The organism is Nocardia nova NBRC 15556, assembly GCF_001613005.1.
GTDB classification, from domain to species: domain Bacteria; phylum Actinomycetota; class Actinomycetes; order Mycobacteriales; family Mycobacteriaceae; genus Nocardia; species Nocardia nova.
The window spans coordinates 66,361-88,621 of sequence record NZ_BDBN01000006.1; the positions used below are offsets into that span (position 1 = coordinate 66,361).

General features: G+C 70.1%; 17 protein-coding genes. 10 read left to right on the forward strand and 7 right to left on the reverse strand.

From position 1 onward, the window contains the following. Positions 1-525: 525 nt before the first annotated feature. Positions 526-1,683, forward strand: coding sequence for an FG-GAP repeat domain-containing protein (locus tag NN2_RS03605; protein WP_063010311.1), 1,158 nt, complete (start codon positions 526-528; stop codon positions 1,681-1,683). Between the two features lie 53 nt (positions 1,684-1,736). Here NN2_RS03605 and NN2_RS03610 read toward each other — a convergent pair whose 3' ends face one another. The 4 genes from NN2_RS03610 to NN2_RS03625 all read right to left on the reverse strand — a co-directional run bounded on the left by NN2_RS03610 (position 1,737) and on the right by NN2_RS03625 (position 5,454). Beyond that, positions 1,737-3,470: an NTP transferase domain-containing protein gene (locus NN2_RS03610; protein WP_082856687.1), complete on the reverse strand. Its 1,734-nt coding sequence runs from the start codon at positions 3,468-3,470 to the stop codon at positions 1,737-1,739. A gap of 104 nt (positions 3,471-3,574) precedes the next feature. Continuing rightward, positions 3,575-4,312: a VOC family protein gene (locus tag NN2_RS03615; protein ID WP_063010313.1), complete on the reverse strand. Its 738-nt coding sequence runs from the start codon at positions 4,310-4,312 to the stop codon at positions 3,575-3,577. A gap of 90 nt (positions 4,313-4,402) precedes the next feature. Beyond that, complete coding sequence (locus NN2_RS03620; RefSeq protein WP_030515956.1) at positions 4,403-4,702, reverse strand: MGMT family protein; 300 nt, start codon at positions 4,700-4,702, stop codon at positions 4,403-4,405. Beyond that, positions 4,702-5,454: an alpha/beta fold hydrolase gene (locus tag NN2_RS03625; protein ID WP_063010315.1), complete on the reverse strand. Its 753-nt coding sequence runs from the start codon at positions 5,452-5,454 to the stop codon at positions 4,702-4,704. The genes NN2_RS03620 and NN2_RS03625 overlap by 1 nt, the downstream gene beginning before the upstream one ends. A gap of 384 nt (positions 5,455-5,838) precedes the next feature. On the opposite strand from NN2_RS03625, the gene NN2_RS03630 reads away from it, so the two are divergent. Together NN2_RS03630 and NN2_RS03635 are read left to right on the forward strand one after the other, a co-directional pair. Continuing rightward, positions 5,839-9,357 carry an ATP-dependent helicase gene (locus tag NN2_RS03630; protein ID WP_063010317.1) on the forward strand — a complete coding sequence of 1,173 codons (3,519 nt, stop codon included), beginning with the start codon at positions 5,839-5,841 and terminating at the stop codon, positions 9,355-9,357. Then, positions 9,354-13,103, forward strand: coding sequence for an ATP-dependent helicase (locus NN2_RS03635; protein WP_082856688.1), 3,750 nt, complete (start codon positions 9,354-9,356; stop codon positions 13,101-13,103). The genes NN2_RS03630 and NN2_RS03635 overlap by 4 nt, the downstream gene beginning before the upstream one ends. Before the next feature lie 13 nt (positions 13,104-13,116). Here NN2_RS03635 and NN2_RS03640 read toward each other — a convergent pair whose 3' ends face one another. Beyond that, a complete protein-coding gene (locus tag NN2_RS03640; RefSeq protein ID WP_063010319.1) occupies positions 13,117-13,509 on the reverse strand; it encodes a DoxX family protein in 393 nt (130 codons plus the stop codon). 170 nt (positions 13,510-13,679) lie between these two features. On the opposite strand from NN2_RS03640, the gene NN2_RS03645 reads away from it, so the two are divergent. Together NN2_RS03645 and nudC are read left to right on the forward strand one after the other, a co-directional pair. After that, a complete protein-coding gene (locus NN2_RS03645; RefSeq protein ID WP_063010321.1) occupies positions 13,680-14,738 on the forward strand; it encodes a potassium channel family protein in 1,059 nt (352 codons plus the stop codon). 57 nt (positions 14,739-14,795) lie between these two features. Continuing rightward, on the forward strand, positions 14,796-15,722 hold the full coding sequence (nudC, locus tag NN2_RS03650; protein WP_063010323.1) for an NAD(+) diphosphatase: 927 nt from the start codon (positions 14,796-14,798) through the stop codon (positions 15,720-15,722). A 21-nt stretch (positions 15,723-15,743) separates the two neighbouring features. On the opposite strand, the gene NN2_RS03655 is transcribed toward nudC, so the two are convergent. Then, complete coding sequence (locus NN2_RS03655; protein WP_281207748.1) at positions 15,744-15,995, reverse strand: mycoredoxin; 252 nt, start codon at positions 15,993-15,995, stop codon at positions 15,744-15,746. A gap of 103 nt (positions 15,996-16,098) precedes the next feature. Here NN2_RS03655 and NN2_RS03660 point away from each other — a divergent pair, with 103 nt between their 5' ends. The 5 genes from NN2_RS03660 (at position 16,099) to NN2_RS03680 (ending at position 20,657) form a co-directional block, all read left to right on the forward strand. Then, positions 16,099-16,536 carry an SRPBCC family protein gene (locus tag NN2_RS03660; protein ID WP_063010325.1) on the forward strand — a complete coding sequence of 146 codons (438 nt, stop codon included), beginning with the start codon at positions 16,099-16,101 and terminating at the stop codon, positions 16,534-16,536. Between the two features lie 19 nt (positions 16,537-16,555). Next, the gene (locus NN2_RS03665) at positions 16,556-17,008 is read left to right on the forward strand and encodes an EVE domain-containing protein (RefSeq protein WP_063010327.1); all 453 of its coding nucleotides are present in this window, start codon (positions 16,556-16,558) and stop codon (positions 17,006-17,008) included. Beyond that, positions 17,005-17,475 (forward strand): MarR family winged helix-turn-helix transcriptional regulator, encoded by a 471-nt coding sequence (locus NN2_RS03670; protein ID WP_063010329.1) that lies wholly within the window; start codon positions 17,005-17,007, stop codon positions 17,473-17,475. The genes NN2_RS03665 and NN2_RS03670 overlap by 4 nt, the downstream gene beginning before the upstream one ends. 100 nt (positions 17,476-17,575) lie before the next feature. Continuing rightward, entirely contained in the window at positions 17,576-19,726 is a 2,151-nt protein-coding gene (locus NN2_RS03675) for an ATP-dependent DNA helicase UvrD2 (RefSeq protein WP_245658534.1), read from the forward strand. Positions 19,727-20,345: 619 nt separating this feature from the next. Beyond that, positions 20,346-20,657: a WhiB family transcriptional regulator gene (locus NN2_RS03680; protein ID WP_081879546.1), complete on the forward strand. Its 312-nt coding sequence runs from the start codon at positions 20,346-20,348 to the stop codon at positions 20,655-20,657. A gap of 114 nt (positions 20,658-20,771) precedes the next feature. On the opposite strand, the gene NN2_RS03685 is transcribed toward NN2_RS03680, so the two are convergent. Next, positions 20,772-22,115 carry an ABC1 kinase family protein gene (locus NN2_RS03685; protein WP_063010479.1) on the reverse strand — a complete coding sequence of 448 codons (1,344 nt, stop codon included), beginning with the start codon at positions 22,113-22,115 and terminating at the stop codon, positions 20,772-20,774. Positions 22,116-22,261: the final 146 nt, after the last annotated feature.

Below are 22,261 nucleotides of genomic sequence, written 5' to 3' on the forward strand. Positions count from 1 at the left end.
TTCGACGCGGTAGATGCGCCGCGCGAGGCTGCGGGTACGCCGTTCGACTCTGACGAGGGGGCCGAACCCTTCTTGTGCGAAATGACCACAACGCCCCCATCGAGACAAATGAACCGGGCTGACCAGACCGAGAGTAAGGACGCTCGCGGGGGCGGCAAAACGATCCGCTCACACCGCGCGCGGGTCACCGGTGAGCTGTGAGGTGGGGGAAACGTCCCGGTCACTGGGCAATTGCCGGTCGCACCGGGTGATTCGGGTCCGACCTGCGGCGATACCGATTCTCACGGCGCCGGCCCACCGGTGGAGAGCCGCTGTCCACGTCCCCGGTGATGCTTTGGAAACCGGCGCTTCGCGGGCGTTTTACATTTGTTAACACGTTGTCGAGGCGTCGGATCGAGTCGAAGGGATAGCGGCGCGCACGCGAAAGTGACGGCGATTACCGCTACCGGATGGGGATAGCCGCAGCGATGCCGCCACCGGCGGGAAGGCCATAGGCTGCCCCCGAATCCAACAGCAGGAGAAGCGATGTCGCGCTCTATCACCGTTGCCGGCGTTCTCGCGCCGCTGGCACTCGCCGCTCACGCGGTGGTCGCAAGCACCGTGGCGCAAGCGGATCCGGTGCCGCCCGATCTCATGGGGCCGGCGGTACCGGCGATCGCCGATATCAACGGTGACGGCGTGCCCGATGTCGTCTTCAGTGACTACCTTCTCGGCGGCGGCGTCTCGGTCTTCCTGGGTAAGCCCGGAGGTGGCCTGCGGCCGGCCGTGCACTATGCCACCGGCGGCCAAGCCGACTACGTCGCCATCGCCGACTTCGACCATGACGGCACGCTGGACCTGGCCGTCACGAACTTCGCCTCGAGCGACGTCTCGATCCTGCTGGGCCACGGTGACGGCACCTTCGCCGCCGCGGTCGACTACGCCACCGACTTCGCGCCGGGCGCCTTGGTCGCCGCCGATTTCGATCACGACGGAAACCTCGATATCGCGACCTCGAACCAGGCGCCGTCGTGGTCGCTGCTGCGCGGCCGCGGCGACGGCACCTTTCAGCCCGCGGTGACGATATCCACCGTCGGCGGCGTCGGATCCGGTTCGGCCGATGTCGCCGATTTCGATGGTGACGGCAACCTCGACCTGCTCCGCGGCAACTACGTCAACAGCACGATCCAGATCTATCGAGGCCACGGTGACGGAACCTTCGATGCGCCGGTCACTTTCGATTCGGGGGCGGCGACCGCGTGGTACGGGATGGCGCGCGATGTCGACGGGGACGGCACACCCGACATCTTGTTCTCCAACCTCGTCAACGGGACCGTCTCGGTCCTGTCGAACCGGGGCGACGGCACGTTCTCACCGGCCGTCGCGTATCCGACCGGTGGGCTACTGCCGCAGTGCTTCGACGTCGCCGACGTCGACGGTGACGGGAAACCGGACCTGGTGGTGGCCAATGGCGGCACCTCGAACATCGCGGTCCTGCACGGTCACGGCGACGGCACGTTCGACCCGCCGGCAGCGGTCTATCCGTCCGGTGGTCTGGTCCCGCTGTCCACTCCGGCACTCGCCGACTTCAACGGTGACGGGAAACTCGACGTGGTCATCGGCAACACCCTCACGGGCAACATCACACTGCGTGACGGCAACGGGGACGGCACCTTCGGGCCGGCCACCGACTACCCGGCATAGCCCGGGGCCACGGCGTGCCGGCCGGATCGACGCGGTAGTTGCCGCGCGTCTCCTCAGCCCGGCAGCGGCAGATATTCGACCAGCTCGCCGTCGGTGGCGTCGGCGGGGACGACGACCAGTGCGTCACGATCGAGCAGCCCGGCCAGGTGGGCGGTGCGGACATGTCCGTCGGCGACCCAGCCACCCTCGTCGGCCGCGCGCGCCGGCAGGACCCGCGGCACCGGGCCGGAAACCTGTCCCGCATTCAGGAGAACTCCGGTGCGCACCCGCGCCGGTGTGCGCCCGGTGAGACCGGAGACGATGGCCGGGGCGAGCGCCCACAGCGTCGCCACCGCCGCGTACGGGTTGCCCGGCAGACCGAGAACCACAGGGCCCGCGGGCATCTGCGCGACCACGGTCGATCCTCCCGGCCGCATCCGCAAGCGGTGCACCAGGATTCGCGCCCCGGCCCGATCCAGTGCGCCGCGCAGCTGGTCGGCCGCGCCGCCGCCGGTCGCGCCGACCACGACCAGAAGATGGTCGTCGGTCGTATCGGAGAGCACATCGTCGAAGCCGTTGGGCGTATCGCGCAGATGCACCCGGTCCGACGATTCGATTCCGTGCCAGGACAACAACTCCGGGAAGACGGGGCCGACCGAATCGCGGGTCTGGCCGCTGCGCAGCGGACCTTCGCTGCGAATCTCGTCGCCGGTCATGACGATTCGCGCGCGGACCGGACCGCGGACCTGGGCGGTGATTACCTCGGCGGCGGTCGCGACGGAAATCAGTGCCGCGTCGACGGGGGTGCCCTCGGCGGCAACGATATCGCCGGTGTGCCAGTCCTCGCCGCGGTGGCGCACATCGTCGCGGATCGGCGCCTCGGGCAGTCGCCGCAGCAGCCCGTCGTCGAGCCGGACGAATTCGTCACGCACCACGGTGTCGGTGCCCTCCGGGACATGGGCGCCGGTGGCGATGCGGACCGCCTCACCGGCGAGCAGGCCCACCGGTCGCTCACCGCCGGCGAAGCCGACGTCGTGACGCAGCCGCCACGGTTCCGCGCCGGCCACCGCGTAGCCGTCCATGGCCGACACATCGAAGCGGGGCAGCGCCGAGGCGGCACGCAGCGGGGCCGCCAGCGCCGCACCCCGCACCGCAGGCGGCCGGGCCTCGTGCACCGGCAGCCGCGTGATACCGGTGCGCAGGATGTCGCGTGCCTGCGCCAACGGCAACGCCGGTGCGGCGGCCTGGGCCGCGCGCACCTGTTCGGGCGTGTCGCAATCGGCGATACCGGACAGCGGCACCATCAGGGTGTCGACCGGAACCAGCGCCTTCATCGGCTGATTGGTCACCGAATCCAGTTGCCGCAGTGCCGAGAGCAGCGCCGCCCGCCGCCACACCCCGACCAGATATTGCGGTCGGCCGGATTCGTCGGTCGCGAAAACCGCGTCGGCCTCGGAAGTCGTTGCGTGCCCGATCAATTCGCCGATCGCGGCGGCGGTGAGGAACGGCAGGTCGGCGGCCAGGACCACGACCAGATCGGCCGGGAAATCACATTCCTCGAGGGCGCGCACCGCGCAGGCGACGGCCGCGACCGGGCCCGCTCCGGCCGGTACCTCCTGCACCTGCCGGATCTCGGGCGCCAGTTCGGGCCGATGCGGGCCGACCACCACCGTGCGCACGCAGTCGGCGACCGCGTCCAGCGCCACGGTGAGCATCGCCCGCCCGCCGACCGCGATCGCGGGCTTGTCCACCCCGCCCATCCGGGTCGCCCGCCCACCGGCCAGCACGATCGCGTCGACAGTCGTCACAGCGGCTCACCCGGCAGGTTGATCATGGACCGATGGTAATCCGCCCACATCGGACGGCGAAGGGCGCGGACGGGCGCACGTCCGTCGTCTGCCGCCGCCGCACGTCAATCGCAGGGCGCACGCAGCAACCGGAACCGGTTCGTCTCCGGATCGGTCAGCATCGCCTGAGCCGGCGGATGCACCGCGGCGCCCTGGCAGGGAACCGCGCCGGCGGCGGTGAGCCGGGCGACCTCGTCCGCGGGATCGCCGGTGGAGTAGGTGACGACATCGAGGTGGACGCGATCGCTTTCGCGGGCCGCGACCTGGGTGCGCAGGAATTCCAGCCACGGACCCTGGCCGGTGGCCGAGCGAATGCCGGACATGCGGGATTCGTCGTGGGTCAGCGGCCAGCCGGCCGCGGTCTCCCAGAACCGGGCCAGCCGGGTGGGATGGGGAGTGTCGACGACGATCGCGGCAACCGCGCCGGTATCCACGTATTCCTCGCGCGGTTCGAGCACACAGAATTCGTTGCCCTCGGGATCCGCGAGCACCGTCCAGGGCACCGCGCCCTGCCCGATGTCGATCGGCCGCGCGCCCAGTGCCAGCGCCCGATCCACCTGCACGCGTTGATGATCCAGCGAACGACCCACCACATCGAGATGGATGCGGTTCTTCGCGGACTTGGGTCCGGCCGCCGGCAGGAACATCAACGACACATCAGCGGAATCCGGGTCGGAAGCAGCCACCTCGACCGCGTGCGGACGGTCCACGGTGATCTGCCAGTCGAGCAACTCCGCCCAGAACCGCGCCACGTTCCGTGGCCGGATCGCATCGAACACCACGCACGCCAGACGGGTGGTCATGTCTCCACGGTAACCGCGGAACAGGAGTAATGGGCGAATTCGGATATCCGTGGGCCGACACCGAGGTCGACGGCCGGATTCGCGATGTCGTCAGTCGCCGAATCGATGCCGGGCGGCGGCCAGGTCGACGCGATCGCCGCGGATCGGGCAGCCCTCCTCGGCCAGCCGGCGCAACTGGCGCTGCACCAGATGAGCCGCCGGAGTGCCATCGGCGCGCAGTACCCGATGCCAGGGCAGATCGGCGGAGTCGGTGCGCATGATCCAGCCGACGGTCCGCGGGGTCGACAGCCCGGCGGCCGCCGCGATATCCCCGTAGGTGGCGACTCGTCCGGGCGGAATGGCCGCGACCAGCTCCCGCACCCGCTCGATCTCGGCGTCGGTGGTCGGCATCAGAGCACCGACCGCACGACGTCGGCGGTCTCGGCGGGCCGGGCCTGCGCGACCATGTGATCGCAGTCGAATTCGTGCAGCGTGAAATGCGGCAGCGTGGCGAACGCCGCGACGGTCGCGGGGGTGACGAACGGGGATTTGCCGGCCCGGACCAGCACGGTCGGAATCCGCGGCGGCGGCAGAACCAGCTCGCGCGCCAGCTGGCCCCAATAGGAGGTGACGGCGGGCAGGCTCATCCGCCACGTCACCCGGCCCTCGGGAGTGCCGACCAGGTGTTCGGCGAGTTCGGCCTCGAGGAGTCCGGGGTCCACATCGGCCCAGGCCGTCTCGAGCTTGTCGCGGCGTGCCTCGGCGATGTCGCCGTAGTCGGGCCGGGCCAATCCCGCTTCGGCGATGTCGTGCAGCAGTACCGGATCGAGGCCGATCGCGGGATCCAGCAAGACCAGCGCGCGGACCAGGTCGGGGCGGTGACGGGACAGATGGATCGCGACCGCCGCCCCGAACGAATGAGCCACCACGACCGCCGGTTCGGTGAGCAGCGGAACCAGGTCGTCGACGATCTGCTCGAAGGTCCACGGCGGGAGCGAACTCGCCCGCCCGTGCCCACGCAGGTCGGGAGCGACGACGCGCACCTCGGGCAGGTGCCCGTCGGCCAGCGCGCCCCACCGCCGCCCGTGTCCGGTCAACCCGTGCAGGGCGAGGACGAGCGGACCGTCGGCGGGGCCGAATCGATGAATATGGGCGTCGGACACCCGATCATTGTGCCGCCGACGACACAGCGGTGCGACCGGTGCACACCCGAGGCCCGGAAAGTGTTCGTGCGCAGGCGAATGTTCGCGCGAATCGGCCAGGGGGATAGCCGGGGGCTGGCCGCGCCGGTGAACTGCCGGGGAAGGACTGCGGCGGTGAGATTTTCGGTCCGATATTCGCAGCGGCCCTGAGACACAGCCGTGCCGCCTCACTCACAAGCCTTCTACCAGGCATTATCGGTCGCAGAAGGAGACGGTCGAGAATTCGTGAAAACCGCCCGGAGGGGCGTGGCGCCGATCACAGCTCGGACACATCGGATGTACGGGGTGCGTTTGCTGTCACGGAATTCAATTCTGTCGGGGGTGTCTGTTGAAATAGCGCGTGTGATGCGATCGGATAGCTCGGTGCGACTGGTGCGCCGCAGTGAGACCGCACCCCGGCCACGCGAATGGGGTGCCGATGTCCGAACGCTGTTCGCGGGTGGGTCGGGTGCCGACCCGGGCTGGCGGCCCTGGCAGGTGCTGGGTGGTCCCGGCACCGGGAAGACCGCGCTGCTCACCGATCTCGCCGTCGATCGCATCGTCGCGGGTGCGGATCCGGAATCGGTGCTGGTGCTCACCCATTCCAAACAGGCCGCGCTGCGGGTTCGCAACGCCCTCACCCGGCAGTTGACCGCCCTCGCGCCGGAACTCGGCGGAGTGCCGGGCGCCAGCCGCGAGCCGATGGTGCGCACGGTGCACTCCTATGCCTTCGCGATCCTGCGTACGCACGCGGCCGCCCGGGGCAATCCGCCGCCGCGGCTGCTGACCGGCGCCGAACAGGACGTGGTCCTGCGCGAGATGGTGCGCGGCGAACTCGCCGACATGTCGGCAGGCGGTGAGGTGCTGTGGCCGCCGCGCCTGCACGCCGCACTCGGCACCAACGGTTTCGCCGAGCAACTGCGCGATCTGATGTTGCGCGCCACCGAGCGCGACCTGGGACCCGAGGATCTGATCGAGCTGGGGCGCCTGCACGAACGCGAGGAATGGGAGGCCGCCGGATCGTTCGCGCAGCGCTACGAACAGTCGATGCTGTTGCGCTGGTCGGTCGGCGTCCAAGCCCCCGAGGCCAGTGCGCCCGCCCTGGACGCCGCCGAACTGGTCGGCGCCGCACTGGACGTGCTGATCGAGGACGACGAACTGCTCGCCGCCGAGCGCGAACGCCTCCGCACCCTCTTGGTCGACGACGCTCAGCATGTGGATCCGCTTGCCGCACAACTGATTCGCGCGATCGGGTCGGGCCCGGCGACCACCGTCGTGGCCGGCGACCCGGATCAGGCGGTGTTCAGTTTCCGGGGCGCGGACACCCGCTTCGTCACCGAACCCGACGCCCCGCCCGAACGCCGGATCATCCTGCACGACGATCATCGCTGCGCGCCGGCGGTCCACGACGCGGTCGCCCGGATCGCCGCCCGCATGCCGGGGCGAACCGAGCACCGCTTCGACGCGCGGACCGGTGGACCGCATCTGCTCGGCGATCCGTCCGTCGACGGGCAGGCGTTGGTGCGGGTACTCACGACCCCGGCCAAAGAGGCGGCGCTGATCGCCGATCACCTGCGGCGAGCCCACCTCACCGCGGAGGTGCCGTGGTCGCGGATGGCGGTCGCGGTGCGTTCGGTGCCGCTGTCGCTGGGCCCGCTGCGCCGCGCGCTCACCGCGGCGGGAGTGCCTGTGCTGCAACCGAAACCGGATACCCCGCTGGCCCGGCGGCGCGGCGCGGCGTGGATGCTGCAATCGCTGCGCGCCCTGCTGGTGGTCGAACGCGGGCGCCCGGAGATGTTCTCCGAGGACGACGCGCTCGATCTGTTGCTGGGCCCGCTCGGCGGCGCGGATCAGATCAGTCTGCGCCGCCTGCGCCGAGGCGTTCGCCGCGCGCTGCTCGACCGCGGGTATCCCCGGACCGAGCCTGGCACGGCGGGCCACGACGACGCGGAGCTGGGCGCCGGCGAGCCGGGAGTCGAATCTCATACGCGAACAGGCGAATCCGAGCCGAGTCTGCCCGGTGATGCCGATTCCGCACCACCGGCGCGCGGCTCGTCGACAGTCGAGGAGTCGCCGGAGGCCCTCGCCCCCTACTCCGAACTCGACCGGTCTTCGGCGGTCGTGCTGCGCGACCTCATCACCGGCGTCGGTGATCGCACCCTGCTCGATCGGCTCACCGAGGTCGAGGTGGCGCCGCTGGTGCGGGTGCTGCGGGCGGTCGACCGGGCGCGACGGGCGTTGCGCCGCGGGGCCGGGGTCGAGGATGCGCTGTGGGCGTTGTGGACCGCGTCGCGGCTGGAGAAGCGCTGGGTGGCGCAGTCCGAGCGCGGCGGGGCCGGTGCGGTCCAGGCCGATCGCGACCTGGATGCCGCGGTCGGGTTGTTCGACGCCGCCGCCGCCTATGTCGACCGGCTGCCCGGCGCCTCGGTCGAGGGGTTCGTCGAATATCTGGAACAGCAGGAGATCAACCAGGATTCGGCTCCGCTGACCGAACCCGGTGACGCGGTGGCGATCGTGAGCGCGCATGCCGCGGCGGGCCGGGAATGGGATGTGGTGGCCGTCGCCGGAGTGCAGGAGGGGATTTGGCCCAACCTGCGTCCGCGCGGGACCCTGCTCGGCATCGAGGAGCTGGTCGACCTCGTCGGGGGCGTGGCCGATCCCGGCGAACAGGTCAGCCGGGCCGCGCCGATCCTCGCCGAGGAGCGCCGGCTGCTGCTGCTGGCGTGCAGCCGGGCCCGGCACAGCCTGCTGGTGACCGCGGTCGAATCCGTCACCGGCGACCGCGATCTGGTGCCCTCCCGATTCCTGGCCGAACTCGATCCGGAGGCCGAACCGGGCGAGCCGGGACGCATTCCGCCACCGGTCGATCCGGGGCGCGCACTGGTCGCGCAGGCCCTGATCGCCGAGCTGCGCGGTGTGGTCTGTGACGACGGCGCCGATCCCGCCCGCCGGGACCGGGCCGCCACCCAGCTGGCCCGGCTGGCCGCGGCCGGTGTGCGCGGTGCGCATCCGGACGAGTGGTACGGCATCGCGGACCCGAGTTCGGAATTGGCGCTGTGGGACGACGGTGACGGCCCGGTCGCCCTGTCGCCGTCGACGGTCGAGCTGTTGCAGACCTGTCCGCTGCGCTGGGCACTGGAGCGGCACGGTGGCAGCGACGGGGACAACCCGCATGCCGTCAAGGGCAATCTCGTGCACACGCTGGTCCAGGCGCTGGCCGGGCGGGTGACCGAGGATCAGGTGAAGGCGGCGCTGGTCAAGGCGTGGAAGGCCGTCGACCCGGCTTCCGGCGAGGACGGCCCGCACAGCTGGCACTCGCGGCTGGAGTTGCGGCGCACCGAATCCATGGTCGACACCTTCCTCGCCTGGTTGCGCAACACACGCGCCGAGCTGGCCGAGGTCGGTGTCGAGGTGCCGGTGGACTGTGTGCTGCCGGCCCGCGATCCGGACGAGGCGCCGGTGCGGATCCGCGGCCGGGTAGACCGGGTGGAGCGTGATGCGCTGGGGCGCTTCGTCATCGTCGACGTCAAGACCGGTAAGACCCCGATCTCCAAACAGGCCGCTCAGGATCACGCCCAGCTCGCGACCTACCAGGTGGCCGCGGGCGCGGGCGGATTCGCCGCCGAGGTGGACGGCGGCAGTGTCGAACCGGGCGGCGCCCGCCTCGTCTACGTCGCCAAACCCAGTCGCGACGGGGCCACCGAGCGGTTGCAGACCGCGCTGGATTCCGACGGTATCGCCCAGTGGCGCAAGGCGATTCACGATGCGGCGGCCGCCACCCGCGGGCCCGGCTTCCTGGCCATGCGCAACGACGGCTGCCGGCACTGCCAGGTGGCCGGGAGTTGCCCGGTGCAGGACACCGGCCGCCAGGTGACGGATCGATGACGATCACGCCGGAGCAGTTGGCGCAGGCACTCGGCCTGCCGCCACCCACCGACGAACAGTCCGCCGTCATCGCAGCACCGCTCGGCCCGACGCTCGTCGTCGCCGGTGCGGGCGCGGGCAAGACCGAGACGATGGCCGCCCGGGTGGTCTGGATGGTCGCCAATCGGCTGGTCGCCCCGGACGCGGTGCTGGGACTGACGTTCACCCGAAAAGCCGCGCAGCAGTTGACGACTCGTATTCGCACCCGTCTGGCGCGGCTGGCCGGATCGCCGCTGCTGCGCGAGATCGACAGCACCGGTCGTCTGCGCGCGACACTGGTCGGCTCCGAACCGGAGATCAGCACCTATCACTCCTACGCCGGCCGGCTGCTGTCCGAGCACGGCCTGCTCCTGCCCGTGGAGCCCTCGGCCACCCTGCTCACCGAAACGCAGCTGTGGCAGCTCGCGCATCGCGTGGTCACCGGCTGGGACGGCGATCTCGATACCGAGCGCACGCCGGTATCGGTCACCGAGGCGGTGCTGGCGCTGTCCGGTCAGCTCGCCGAACATCTGGTGGCGCCCGAGCAGCTGGCGGTAGCGCATCGAGAGCTGGAGCGGCTGGTGGAGACGTTGCCGCCCGGCCCGCGACAGCGCGGCGGCCCGAATCAGGAGCTGCGCGCGATCGTCAAGGCACAGCAGGATCGGGTGGCGCTGCTGCCGCTGGTCGCGCGGCTCGGCGAGGAGTTGCGGCGCCGCGGCGCACTGGATTTCGGCTCGCAGATGTCGCTGGCCGCGCGGCTGGCCGCCACCCACGCCGAGGTCGGGGCGGCGGAATGCGAGCGGTTCCGCCTAGTGCTGTTGGACGAATATCAGGACACCGGGCACGCGCAGCGCATTCTGCTCGCGGCATTGTTCGGGGATCGCGGCGCGGTCGGTCTCGGCGACGAGGTGCCGGCGACGGAATTCGCCAACCGCCCGGCGGTGACCGCGGTCGGTGATCCGATGCAGTCCATCTACGGCTGGCGCGGTGCGTCGGCGGCCAATCTGCCCCGCTTCACCACCGATTTCCCGGCCGCGCCGAACGTCGCCGCGCCGGTACTGCCGCTGCTGACGAGCTGGCGCAATCCGCCGGAGGCGCTGGATCTGGCGAATCTGGTCGCCGAACCGCTGCGCGGCGCCGAGGGCGGGGTCACGGTCGACGCCCTGCGCCCCCGCCCGCAGGCCACGGCCGGAACCGTCGCGCTGGCTCTCACCGAAACCGTTGCCGAGGAACGGAACTGGGTCGCCGAGCGGATCGCCGCGGAATGGGAGCGGTGTGCCGACGCCGGACGGCCACCGCCGACCTCCGCCGTCCTGGTACGCCGCAACGCCGACGCGGCGCCGCTGGCCGAGGCGCTGCGCGCGCGGGGGCTGCCGGTGGAGATCGTCGGCCTGGGTGGTCTGCTCGCCACTCCGGAAGTGGCCGATATCGTGGCCACGCTGCGGTTGATCGCCGATCCGGCGGCCGGCAGCGCCGCGATGCGCATCCTCACCGGCGCGCGCTGGCGGCTGGGTGTGAGCGATCTGAAGGCGTTGTCGGCGCGGGCGCGGGAGTTGTCGATCGTCGGGGCGCCGGGTCGCGCGGAAGCCATCACGGATGCGGCCGGGTTGTCGGAGGCGTTGCGGGCCGTGGCGCCCGAACCCGCCGAACAGGCGGGCATCGCGGACGCCATCGCCGATCCCGGTCCGGCGCAACGGTATTCGGAGCTCGGCTATGCGCGCATCGTCGCCCTGGGGCGGGAGCTGGCAGCCCTGCGCGAGCGCAGCGGGCAGTCGCTGCCCGAACTGGTCGCCGATGTGGAACGCACGATCGGGGTCGGGGTGGAAACCCAGACCCGCCGCGCGGCCGCGGGCGCCGGCGCCGGGCGTGAACATCTGGACGCCTTCGCCGACGTGGTCGCGGGCTACGCCGGTGACCACCGTGCCACCCTGCCCGGCCTGCTGAGCTTTCTCGCCGCCGCCGAAGAGGTCGAAAACGGTTTGGAGCCCGGCGAAGTGGAGGTGGCGCACGACCGCGTCCAGGTACTCACCGTGCACGCGGCGAAGGGGCTGGAATGGGAGGTGGTGGCCGTACCGCACGTATCGCGGAGCCTGTTTCCCTCCGGGAACGCCGCCGCGACCTGGCTCGGCGCGCTCGCCGAACTCCCCACCTCCCTGCGTGGTGACCGGCAACGCGACAGCGACGGCGACGCGACGGATTCCGCGCCGGTGCGCGACGGCGTTCCGGTCCTCGATCTCACCGAACTGTACGACCGCACGGATCTGGAACGGGCGATCAAACAGCACAAGGAGGCGCTGGCCCGCCGCCGCCTCGAGGAGGAACGCCGCCTGTTCTACGTGGCCCTCACCAGAACCGAACGCGCGCTGTTCGTTTCGGCTCACCACTGGGCCGAGACCGGCTCGACGCCGAAGGGCCCCTCGGATTTCCTGCTCGAACTGAAGCGGTGGACCGACCATCCGGAGTCACCCGGACACGGCACCGTGCGCGTCGATATCTGGGCCGACCCGCCACCCCCCGACGCGCCCAACCCCTTCACCGACAATCCCGCCGTGGCCGACTGGCCCCGCGACCCGCTCGGCGTGCGGCGGCAGGCGGTCGAAGCGGGGGCGGCCCTGGTCCGTACCGCGCTCGCGCACCTTCCGCCCGAGCCCGACCCTCGTGATCATCGCAAGCAGACGTCGAACGGCCACACCGCTCCCGTCCGGAGCGATGCCCCCTCGGTTCCCTCCCGCCGGGCCCAAGACGACCCGGGCGCACTCGAAACTCCGCGCCAGTTGGACCTTTTCGCCGACTTGACCAACGACCCGGCGACCTCCGGCACTAACGGCGGCAACGGAGCGGGCGAGGAGGAAGACGCGGCGCCCGCCGAGCCCGACCCGGATCCCGAAGGTTGGGCGGCCGATGTGGACGCCCTGCTCACCGAGCACTTCGCGACGGCCGAGGGCATTCACGAAGTGGAGTTGCCCGCGCAGCTGCCCGCCACCGCGCTGGTGGATATGCGGGCCGATCCGGCCAAGCTGGCGGCCCGGCTGCGGCGGCCGCTGCCGTATCCGCCGAGCCCACTCGCCCGGCGCGGCACCGCATTTCACGCGTGGTTGCAACGCTGGTTCGGCGCGGTCGGGCTGCTCGATTTCGACGAACTGCCCGGCGCCGCCGACAGTGGTGCGGGTGACGCCGATCTGATCCGGCTGCAGGAGGCGTTCCTGGCGTCGCCGTGGGCCGACCGCAACCCCGTCGATGTCGAGGTGGGATTCGAGACCAGCATCGGCGGCACGCTCATTCGCGGCCGGATGGACGCGGTGTTCAGCGAACCCGGCGGCCGCTGGCTGGTCGTCGACTGGAAGACCGGCGCGGAACCGACACGCGCGGAGGAACGCTCGGTCGCGATGCAGCTGGCCGTCTACCGGGTCGCGTGGGCTCGCATGATGGCCGCGCAGACGGGGGAGGCCGAAGAGCTCGTGCTGGAGAAGGTCGGTGCCGCATTCCATTACGTCCGCAGCGGCAGGACGGTCGCGCCCGCCGAACTGCCGGGGTCGGCCGAGCTGGCCGAACTCATCGCCGAGGTCGCGCCCGCCTGGGCGCCACCCGCCGGCTCGCAGGACGGCCAGGAACCCGCCGCCGACCTTCCGCCCGACGAAGAGTTCGGCGCCGACCCGGGTGCCGAACCCCCGCCGGACCCGGACCTGGTGTCCGAAGCCGATTTCGCCCCCGACTATCCGCCCGAGTGAAACCCGTTGCGCCTCAGGCGGCTTCGCGGCTGATGCGCAGGGCCTGGGTGATCATCGGCACCTGGAACGGCAGCCGCAGCACCGACACCCACTTGATCGCCTTGGCCGCCTTCGGATTTCGCACCGAATCGGCGGCGAACTGGATGTTGGCCGGGAAGACGGCGAGGAACAACAGCACCGCGAGCCGGCCCCCGAGCCGCCGGGTCCGCGGGGCGGCCAAGGCGGCCGCCACGCCGATTTCGGCCACACCCGACGCGTAGGTGTAGGTGCGCGCCCGCCCTGGCAGAGCCGGCGGCACGATCGAATCGAAGGGCTTGGGCGCCACGAAATGCAGCGTGCCCATGCCGAACAGGGCGGCGCTCATCAGCACCGCTCGCCGCTGCGAGCCTCGACCGGCGTCACTCATGCGGTATTCCTTTCTCCGCCCCGGCTCCGCGCTCTCTCCGCCGCGATGGGGTCGCTCCGTGGTGACGCTACGCTCCTGCCTACTCGCGTGCCCAGTCCCTCGACCCGGCTTCCGGCCGGTACGCTGCCGATCTGTGGCACAGGTGAGCAACGACATATCCGGGGGATACCGTGTTCGGTGACAGCTCACGAGGTCTGGGCCGTTTGACGGATCGTCCCGATTACGCGCTGGTCGGCATACTCCGCATTCCCGAAATCCGGACCAGCCCGTGGGTCTCGCTGACCCGCCGGGTCGCGTTCGCGGTGCTGCTGCTGGTGGCGGCGACGCTGGTGGTCTATTTCGGCCGCGCGGGTTATCACGACAACCGCGGCGAGGAACTGACTCTCCTCGACGCCGCCTACTACTCGACGGTCTCACTGTCGACGACCGGCTACGGCGACATCACCCCGATCACGGAGCAGGCGCGCCTGATCAACACGATCGTCATCACCCCGCTGCGCGTGTTGTTCCTGATCGTCTTGGTCGGCACCACCCTGCAGGTCCTCACCGAGCGGTCCCGGCAGGCGTTCAAAATTCAGCGATGGAGGCAGAAGGTGCGTAATCACACCGTGGTCGTCGGATACGGGACGAAGGGCCGGACCGCGGTCGACGCGATGCTCGGCGACGGGGTGCAACCTGCCGAGATCGTGGTGGTCGACACCGATGCGACCGTCTTGGAGGCCGCGGCCAATGCCGGCCTGGTAACGGTGCACGGCTCGGCGACGCAATCGGATGTGCTGCGGCTGGCCGGAGCTCAGCACGCGGCCTCGCTGGTCATCGCCGCGAACCGGGACGACACCGCGGTGCTGGTCACGCTCACCGCGCGGGAACTCAATGCCAAGGCCAAGATCGTCGCGTCGATCCGGGAGGCCGAGAACACCCATCTGGTGCGGCAATCGGGTGCGGATTCGGTCGTGGTCTCCTCGGAGACCGCGGGCCGGCTGCTCGGTATCGCGACCACCACGCCCAGCGTCGTCGACATGATCGAGGACCTGCTCACCCCGGAGGCCGGGTTCGCGATCGCCGAACGCGACGTGGAATCCGACGAGGTCGGCGGTTCGCCGCGGCATCTGCGGGATATCGTGCTCGGCGTGGTCCGGGAGGGCACGCTGATCCGGGTCGACGAGCCCGAGGTGGACGCCCTGGAAACCGGCGACAAACTCCTCTACATCCGCCGCGTGCACAAATAGCCCGGACCGGGGAAGCCTGCTCCGCGCAGGTCGCAACCACCGCGATACCCTCGAAGCGTGTCGTTATTCGAACTGAATGGTCTTCCACTGCTGTCTCGTTCCGCCCTCGATCGTGCGGAGACGTTGCGCTCGGACGAGCAGGCGTTGAAGCAAGGGTGGGCCGAGGCCAAACTGGTGCGGATGAACCGGCGGGGGCAGGTTCGGATCGACGGTGATCAGCTGGTGCTGGAGGCGGCGTTGGACTATGCGTCCGAGCCGGTGCCCGAGGCGGTCCTGCTCGGTGTGGTCGACGGCGCGCACATCTGGGGGGTTCGGGACAACGAGCTAGAGGGTCAGTTGATGGACCTGCGGGTGGTGGGCACCTCGCTGCACCTCGACGACGTGATTCTCGGCATTCTGTCCACCGCACTGGCGCTGCTGAACTGGCACGACCGCGCCCGCTACAGCGCTGTCGACGGCAGCCCGACCACCGTGTCGAATGCCGGCTGGTCGCGCGTCAACGCCTCCGGACACGAGGAATTCCCGCGTATCGATCCGGCCATCATCTGCCTGGTGCACGACGGTAGCGACCGGGTCCTGCTCGGCCGGCAGCAGAACTGGCCGGAGAAGATGTTCTCGCTGCTGGCCGGCTTCGTGGAGGCGGGGGAGTCGCTGGAACGCTGCGTCGAACGCGAGATTCGCGAGGAGGTCGGCGTCGCGGTGCGCGACATCCGCTACCTCGGCAGTCAGCCGTGGCCGCTGCCGCGTTCGCTCATGCTGGGGTTCGCCGCGGTCGCCGATCCCGATGCACCGCTGGTCTTCTCCGACGGTGAGATCGCCGAGGCCCACTGGTTCACCCGCGACGAGGTGCGCACGGCACTGGCCGCGGGCGCGTGGGGTTCGGTCACCGGCGACACCGGAAATGCCGAGCAGCAACGGCTCCTGCTGCCGGGCTCCATCTCGATCGCCCGCACCATCGTCGAATCCTGGGCTGCGGCAGGCTGATTCGCCCGCGCTCGCCGTCGGTCAGCCGATCGCGGCGAGGGCGCTCTTCACCTGGGCGAGGCTCGGGTTGGTCGCGGTGGACCCGTCGGAGTACTTGACGGTCGGCACCACGTGGTTGCCGCCGTTCACGCTGCCGACGAACTCGGCCGCGTCGGGATCCTGTTCGATGTCGACGACGGTGTAGGTGATGCCCGCCTCGTCGAGTTGCTTCTTCAGGCGGCGGCAGTAGCCGCACCAGGTCGTCGAGTACATGGTCAGGTCAGTAGCAGTCACGCCTGATTGAACATCGAATCGGTTTTCCGTGTTCCCACGGCTGGCTGTGATGTCCGCCGGAGGGACTTGCCAAACAGATAGTAAGCGCGCATACTATTTCCCCATGACGCAGATTGCCGCAGCTCACGCCGTATCCACCGCCCCACCCGCCGACTTCTTCGCGGTCTGGGCCGATATGGCCACCTGGCCGGAATGGAATGCCGACACCGAGTGGGTCCGGCTCGACGGCCCCTTCGCCGAGGGGGCGACGGGCACCTTGAAGCCGAAGGGAGGCCCGAAGGTCGCGTTCGTGATCGAGAAGCTGACCGGCGAGGAGTTCGTCGACGTCTCCCGGTTGTTCGGCGCCCGGCTGATCTTCGCGCACCACGTGGCGGAGACGGCCGCGGGCACCGAGGTGTCGGTGACCATTTCGATGACCGGCCCGCTGCGCCGGCTGTGGTCGGCGTTGATGGGCGGCGGACTGGCCGATTCCGTCCACCGTGACCTCGCGGCGCTGGTCGAGACGGCCGAGGCGCGCCGGGCCGTTCCGGGCATCCGCTGAATCGTTCGAGGAGGACATCATGAGCAAGTACTGGCTGGCCGTCGTCTCCCGCGATCACGTGCGTCGCGGGGTGGCGCTCGGCATCGCGCAGGCCAATCACGGCAAGCGAACCGCGGTCGAACGGATGCGGCCGGGTGACGGGCTCGTCTACTACTCGCCCAGAACCGGTATGCGCGAGGGGGACGCGGTGAAGTCGTTCACCGCGATCGGCATGATCGACGATCGGCCCGTGTGGCAGGCCGACGATCAGGGCGGCTGCTTCCGGCCGTGGCGGCGCGCGGTGACCTACCGCCCGGACGCGCGCGATGTCGCGATCGATACCGTGCGAGGTGACCTCGATCTCACCAGCGTCCCCCATTGGGGCATCGTGCTCCGGCGCGGCGTGGTGGAACTGAGCGCGCACGACTTCGAGGTCATCTCCCGGGCCATGCTGGGCGAGGACGCGGGCGAGATGTCGGCGGCCGCCCGGTGAGTGACGAAAATCGTGCCCTGCGAACCGAATTCGGCAGCGCCGACGAAAGCCCCGGCCTGTTGTTGTGGCAGGTGACCAACCGGTGGCAGGCAGCGGTGCGCGCGGCGCTGGCCCCGTTCGATCTCACTCACGTGCAGTTCGTTCTGCTGGCCGCGCTGACCTGGTTCGGCGGGTCGGACGCCGGCACCCCGATCACGCAGCGCGATCTCGCCGCCCATGCCGCCACCGACCCGATGATGACCTCCCAGGTGTTGCGCGCCCTGGAACAGAAGGGCCTGATCGAGCGGCGGGATCATCCGCACGATCGGCGCGCGAAATCCCTGGTTCCGACGAAAGCCGGTGTGGCACTGGTCAATCGCGCGATCGTCGCGGTGGAGGACTGCGACCGGGAGTTCTTCGGTCCGTTGCACGCCCGTACCGCCGACTTCGCCGCATCGTTGCGGACGCTGCGGGACGCGCGGAGTTGAGCGACGGGCGCGCCGGCCGGGGGAGCCGCGGCGGGACCCCCGTGGCGGGGCAACCGGGGGCGTCGTCGCGGCGGCACGGATGTCGGTGGTGCCTGTCATGATGGAGCGCGTGCCTGTCCCGACCTCATCGACCAGCCTGCGGCTCGACGGGCTCGATCCCGAGCAGGCAGCCGCGGTGCGGGCGCCGCGTGGGCCGGTGTGTGTGATCGCGGGCGCCGGCACCGGCAAGACCCGGACCATCACCCACCGCATCGCCCATCTGGTCTCGGCCGGGCATGTGCGTGCCGACCAGGTGCTGGCGGTGACCTTCACGGCGCGGGCGGCCGGTGAGCTGCGGTCCCGGTTGCGTGCGCTCGGCCTGGGTGGCGATGCGCAGACCGTCCAGGCGCGTACCTTCCACGCCGCGGCGCTGCGGCAACTGAAGTATTTCTGGCCGCAGATCGTCGGCGACGTGCCGTGGAAACTCATCGACTCCAAATTCGCGGTCGTCGCCCAGGCCGCCCAGCGCGTCGGCCTGCCGACCGCGACGGAGAACGTGCGTGATCTGGCGGGCGAGATCGAATGGGCGAAGGCCTCGCTCATCGCGCCGGAGGACTACCCCGGCGCCGCCCAGCGCCACCACCGCGACATCCCGTATCAGGCGGACAAGGTCGCGGCCGTCTACACCGGCTACGAGACGTTGAAGAACACTGCGGACGGTCTGCTGCTCGATTTCGACGACCTGCTGCTGCACACCGCCGCCGCGCTCGAGGACTACCCGGCCGTGGCCGAGGAATTCCGTGGCCGCTACCGGTGCTTCGTCGTCGACGAATATCAGGACGTGACCCCGCTGCAGCAGCGGGTACTCGACGCGTGGCTCGGCGATCGCGACGATCTGACCGTGGTCGGCGACGCCAATCAGACGATCTACTCGTTCACCGGCGCCAGTCCCGCCTATCTGCTCGATTTCTCTCGCCGGTTCCCGGATGCCACCGTGGTCCGGCTGGAACGGGACTACCGATCCACGCCGCAGGTGGTGTCGTTGGCCAATCGCGTGATCGGCGCCGCGCGCGGACGCATCGCGGGGACCCGGCTGCAATTGGTCGGCCAGCGCGCCGACGGGCCGGAACCGTCGTTCGCCGAATACGACGACGAGGTCGCCGAGGCCACCGCCGTCGCCAAGGGCATCGCCGGTCTGCTCGGGCGTGGTGTCCCGGCCGCCGAGATCGCCGTGCTGTATCGCATCAACGCCCAGTCCGAGGTGTACGAGCAGGCGCTGACCGACGCGGGCATCCCGTACCAGGTCCGCGGCGGTGAGGGATTCTTCCAGCGGGCCGAGGTCCGGCAGGCGGTGCAGGCGCTGCGGCAGGCCGGAGCCCGCGACGACCTGCCCGCGGCGCGTGGCCCCGAGGTGGTGACGCTCGTGCGCGCGGTGCTGGCCCGGCTCGGGCTCACGGCCGAGGAGCCGGCCGGTGCGCAGGCCCGCGAGCGCTGGTCGTCGCTGGTCGCGCTGGTACAGCTCACCGAGGAGCTCGCCGCCCACGATCCCGGCCTCGAATTCGCCGGACTGCTGCGGGAACTGGCCGCCCGCGCCGAGGCCCGCCACCCACCGACCGTGCAGGGTGTGACGCTGGCCTCGCTGCACGCGGCGAAGGGGCTGGAATGGGATGCGGTCTTCCTGGTCGGGCTCACCGACGGCACCCTGCCCATCGCCCATGTTCTGGGCGAGGGCGGCGCGGTGACCGACGAGGCCGCGCTGGAGGAGGAACGGCGGTTGCTCTACGTGGGCGTGACCCGCGCGCGCGAACATCTGCGGTTGTCGTGGGCGCTGGCGCGTGCCGACGGCCGGCGCCGCAACCGGCGGCGCAGCCGATTCCTCACCGGGCTGGTGCCGGAGGATTCTCCGGCGTCGATGGTCGCCCAGCAGGCCGGTGCGCGGGGTGGTCGCGGCCGCCGGCTGCCGGTCTGCCGGGTCTGCGGGCGTTCCCTGCTCAATTCGACCGACACGCTGCTCGGCCGCTGCTCGGGCTGCCCGGCCGAGGTGGATACCGAACTGCTCGGCGCGCTGCAGGAGTGGCGACGACAGCGGGCCGAGGAGTTGCAGATCAAACCGTTCGCGGTGGTGAGCGTCAAAACGCTGACCGCGATCGCCGAACAGGTGCCGATGGACGAGGACGCGCTCGCCGCGATTCCGGGTATCGGACAGCAGAAGTCGCAGCAGTTCGGCCCGGAGCTGCTGGCGATCGTGCGATCCCGGGTGCGCAACCGGTGATTCGGTGAGCGCTGCGCGAGCGGCAAAACCGCAGGTGAAAAATAGGTTGTGCGGTTGTGTATCGCACCCGTAGGGTGGTGATCACGCGCTGGGAGGGCATTCCGGCGCGCACAGTGATCAGTCGGATAACGAGTAGGAGGGAGGTAGACAAAATGAACAACATCGTGACTCTCGCTTCGAGAAGCGTTGTGGCACCGGTGGTTTCTGTCGTGTCGGCCTCCCGGGGGGTCCTCGCCTTGCAGGGGACCGGTCTGTCTGTCGCAAGCATTATCGGTGCTCGACCGCAAGCGCCCGCATATGCAATTGCCGCAGACAAGTCCGAGTGGGGTTGGCACCCGGCACACGTCGGTTTCCACACCGACGCAGCCCACGCCTTCGCAGGCGAAGCCGATCGTATGACGGCGAATCTGCAGGCAGCCCGCCTCCGCAACGCACACCCAGCGACCGTGATCAGTAACCGACACCGAAGTCGGTTCAGGTAGAACCCACTACCACAGCCTCCTGGCCACGGATCGCCCGAAGCGAAACCGTGGCCATAGTTCTTTTCGGCCTCCAGCCACCGGCACCGGTTTCGCGGAAGACAACGAAACCACCGCTGCACGAGCTGAAGGAGCAAGACGTGTCCACCGCGACCGTTACTCGCGCGACATGCCGATCGACCCAGGCCTCGAGGCCGGCCCGCACCCGCGGTGTCGCGCTGACCCTGCCCTGCCGAGTCGGTGACCCGGACCTGTGGTTCGCCGAAAGCCCGACCCAGTTGGAAGAGGCCAAGGCACTGTGCGCTTCCTGCCCGATCCGCAAGGGGTGCCTCGCGGCTGCCCTGGATCGCGCCGAGCCCTGGGGTGTCTGGGGCGGCGAGATCTTCGAACAGGGCGTCGTGATCGCCCGCAAGCGGCCGCGCGGCCGCCCGCGTAAGGTCGCACTGGCGTGATCGGCGCCGGTTCGGGCCGAGCGCGGATCCGCCTCGGCCACCTCTGGGAGCACGAACGAGCCCCGCATCTTTGTCGGATGCGGGGCTCGTCCCATATTCGGGGTAGGTGAACGATCAGCTGGCGCTTCGGTATTCGGCGTAGCCGGGTACCCAGTCGTGCATCAGCTTCATGAACGGAACCTCGGCGTCGAGCTGCGCGCAGATGCCGATCGAACCCATCAGCACCCGGAACACCATGATGTGTTCGGCCGGAAGTTGCAGCGACATACCCGTTTTCATCTCCGGGCGGCTCACGTCGGTCGCCTTGCCCGCCACGCGCTGCATCCACTTGCGGGTGAAGTGGAACGAATCCTCGCGGATGGGATCGGTGAACGGGCGCAGATAGTCGGCGATCTCGGCGTGCGTGACGCTGCGGCCGGGAATCACCCAGCCGTTGCTGTACATCAGCTCGGTCAGTTCCTCGAACCGATCCTCGACCGCCATCGCCACCATCTGGCCCAGCACGGGCGGGAAGCCGTCGGGCAGCGGGGCGCAGGCGCCGAAATCGAGCACCGCCAACCGGCCGTCGTCGAGCATCATGAAATTGCCGGGGTGTGGATCGGCGTGCAGCAGGCCGGCCAGGGCGGGGGAGGAGAAGTGGAATTCACCCATCAGGGTTGCGACGCGGTTGCGCAGCTCGACCGTGCCCGCCGGATCCTGGTGGCCGCGCTTGATGATTTGGGAGACCGGGGTGCCGTCGAGCCACTCGGTGACGATCACCTTCGGTGCCCCGGCCACCACCTTGGGTACCAGGAACCTCGGGTGCCCGTCGAAGGCTTTGGCGAAGCGGCGCTGGTTGGCGGCCTCGGTGCGGTAGTCGAGCTCTTCCTCGGTGCGCTCGGTGATCTCGGCGAGGATGGGTTTGACGTCGGCGCCGGGGACGACGGCGGCGATCATGCCGGCCATCCGATTGAGTGTCTTGAGGTCAGCGCGCAGCGCCTCGTCGGCGCCGGGGTACTGGACCTTCACCGCCACCGTGCGGCCGTCGGACCACTCGGCCTTGTGTACCTGTCCGATACTGGCCGAGGCGGTAGGGGCGTCGTCGAAGGAACGGAAGCGCTTGCGCCAGGCTGTGCCCAGTTGCTGGTCCAGCACCCGGTGCACCGCGGCGGCCGGCAGCGGCGGCGCGGCGGCCTGCAGCTTGGTCAGCGCCTCGCGATAGTGCTCGCCGAACTCCTCGGGTACGGCGGCCTCCATCACCGACAGCGCCTGGCCGAATTTCATTGCGCCGCCCTTGAGCTCGCCGAGAACGGAGAAGATCTGCTCGGCGGCCTTCTGATTCAACTCGGCATTGATCTCGCCCTTGTCGCCGCCGGCGAGTTTGCGGCCGAACCCCACAGCGGCCCGTCCCGCGATACCGAGTGGAATCTTCGCCAACTTGGCGTTGCGGGATGAGCTACGGCGCACAATCTCAGACACACCCCCATCATGGCTGACCCACCATGTCGCGTGCCATGTGAATTGCGTGAACTCCACCCCTGGAGCGAGACGTGTCATCGGTCACAGTCGGGCCGGTCGGGGCCGTGGTCTGCGTGTGCGAATCCCTGAGAAACGGCTTATCGGTG

Bases quoted from the DNA above. Each gene is read 5' to 3' on its own strand.
- NN2_RS03640 (WP_063010319.1), bottom strand. From the start codon at position 13,509: ATGAGTGACGCCGGTCGAGGCTCGCAGCGGCGAGCGGTGCTGATGAGC.
- NN2_RS03675 (WP_245658534.1), top strand. From the start codon at position 17,576: ATGGAGCGCGTGCCTGTCCCGACCTCATCGACCAGCCTGCGGCTCGAC.
- NN2_RS03620 (WP_030515956.1), bottom strand. From the start codon at position 4,702: ATGCCGACCACCGACGCCGAGATCGAGCGGGTGCGGGAGCTGGTCGCG.
- NN2_RS03630 (WP_063010317.1), top strand. From the start codon at position 5,839: ATGCGATCGGATAGCTCGGTGCGACTGGTGCGCCGCAGTGAGACCGCA.
- NN2_RS03605 (WP_063010311.1), top strand. From the start codon at position 526: ATGTCGCGCTCTATCACCGTTGCCGGCGTTCTCGCGCCGCTGGCACTC.
- NN2_RS03635 (WP_082856688.1), top strand. From the start codon at position 9,354: ATGACGATCACGCCGGAGCAGTTGGCGCAGGCACTCGGCCTGCCGCCA.
- NN2_RS03615 (WP_063010313.1), bottom strand. From the start codon at position 4,312: ATGACCACCCGTCTGGCGTGCGTGGTGTTCGATGCGATCCGGCCACGG.
- NN2_RS03665 (WP_063010327.1), top strand. From the start codon at position 16,556: ATGAGCAAGTACTGGCTGGCCGTCGTCTCCCGCGATCACGTGCGTCGC.
- NN2_RS03660 (WP_063010325.1), top strand. From the start codon at position 16,099: ATGACGCAGATTGCCGCAGCTCACGCCGTATCCACCGCCCCACCCGCC.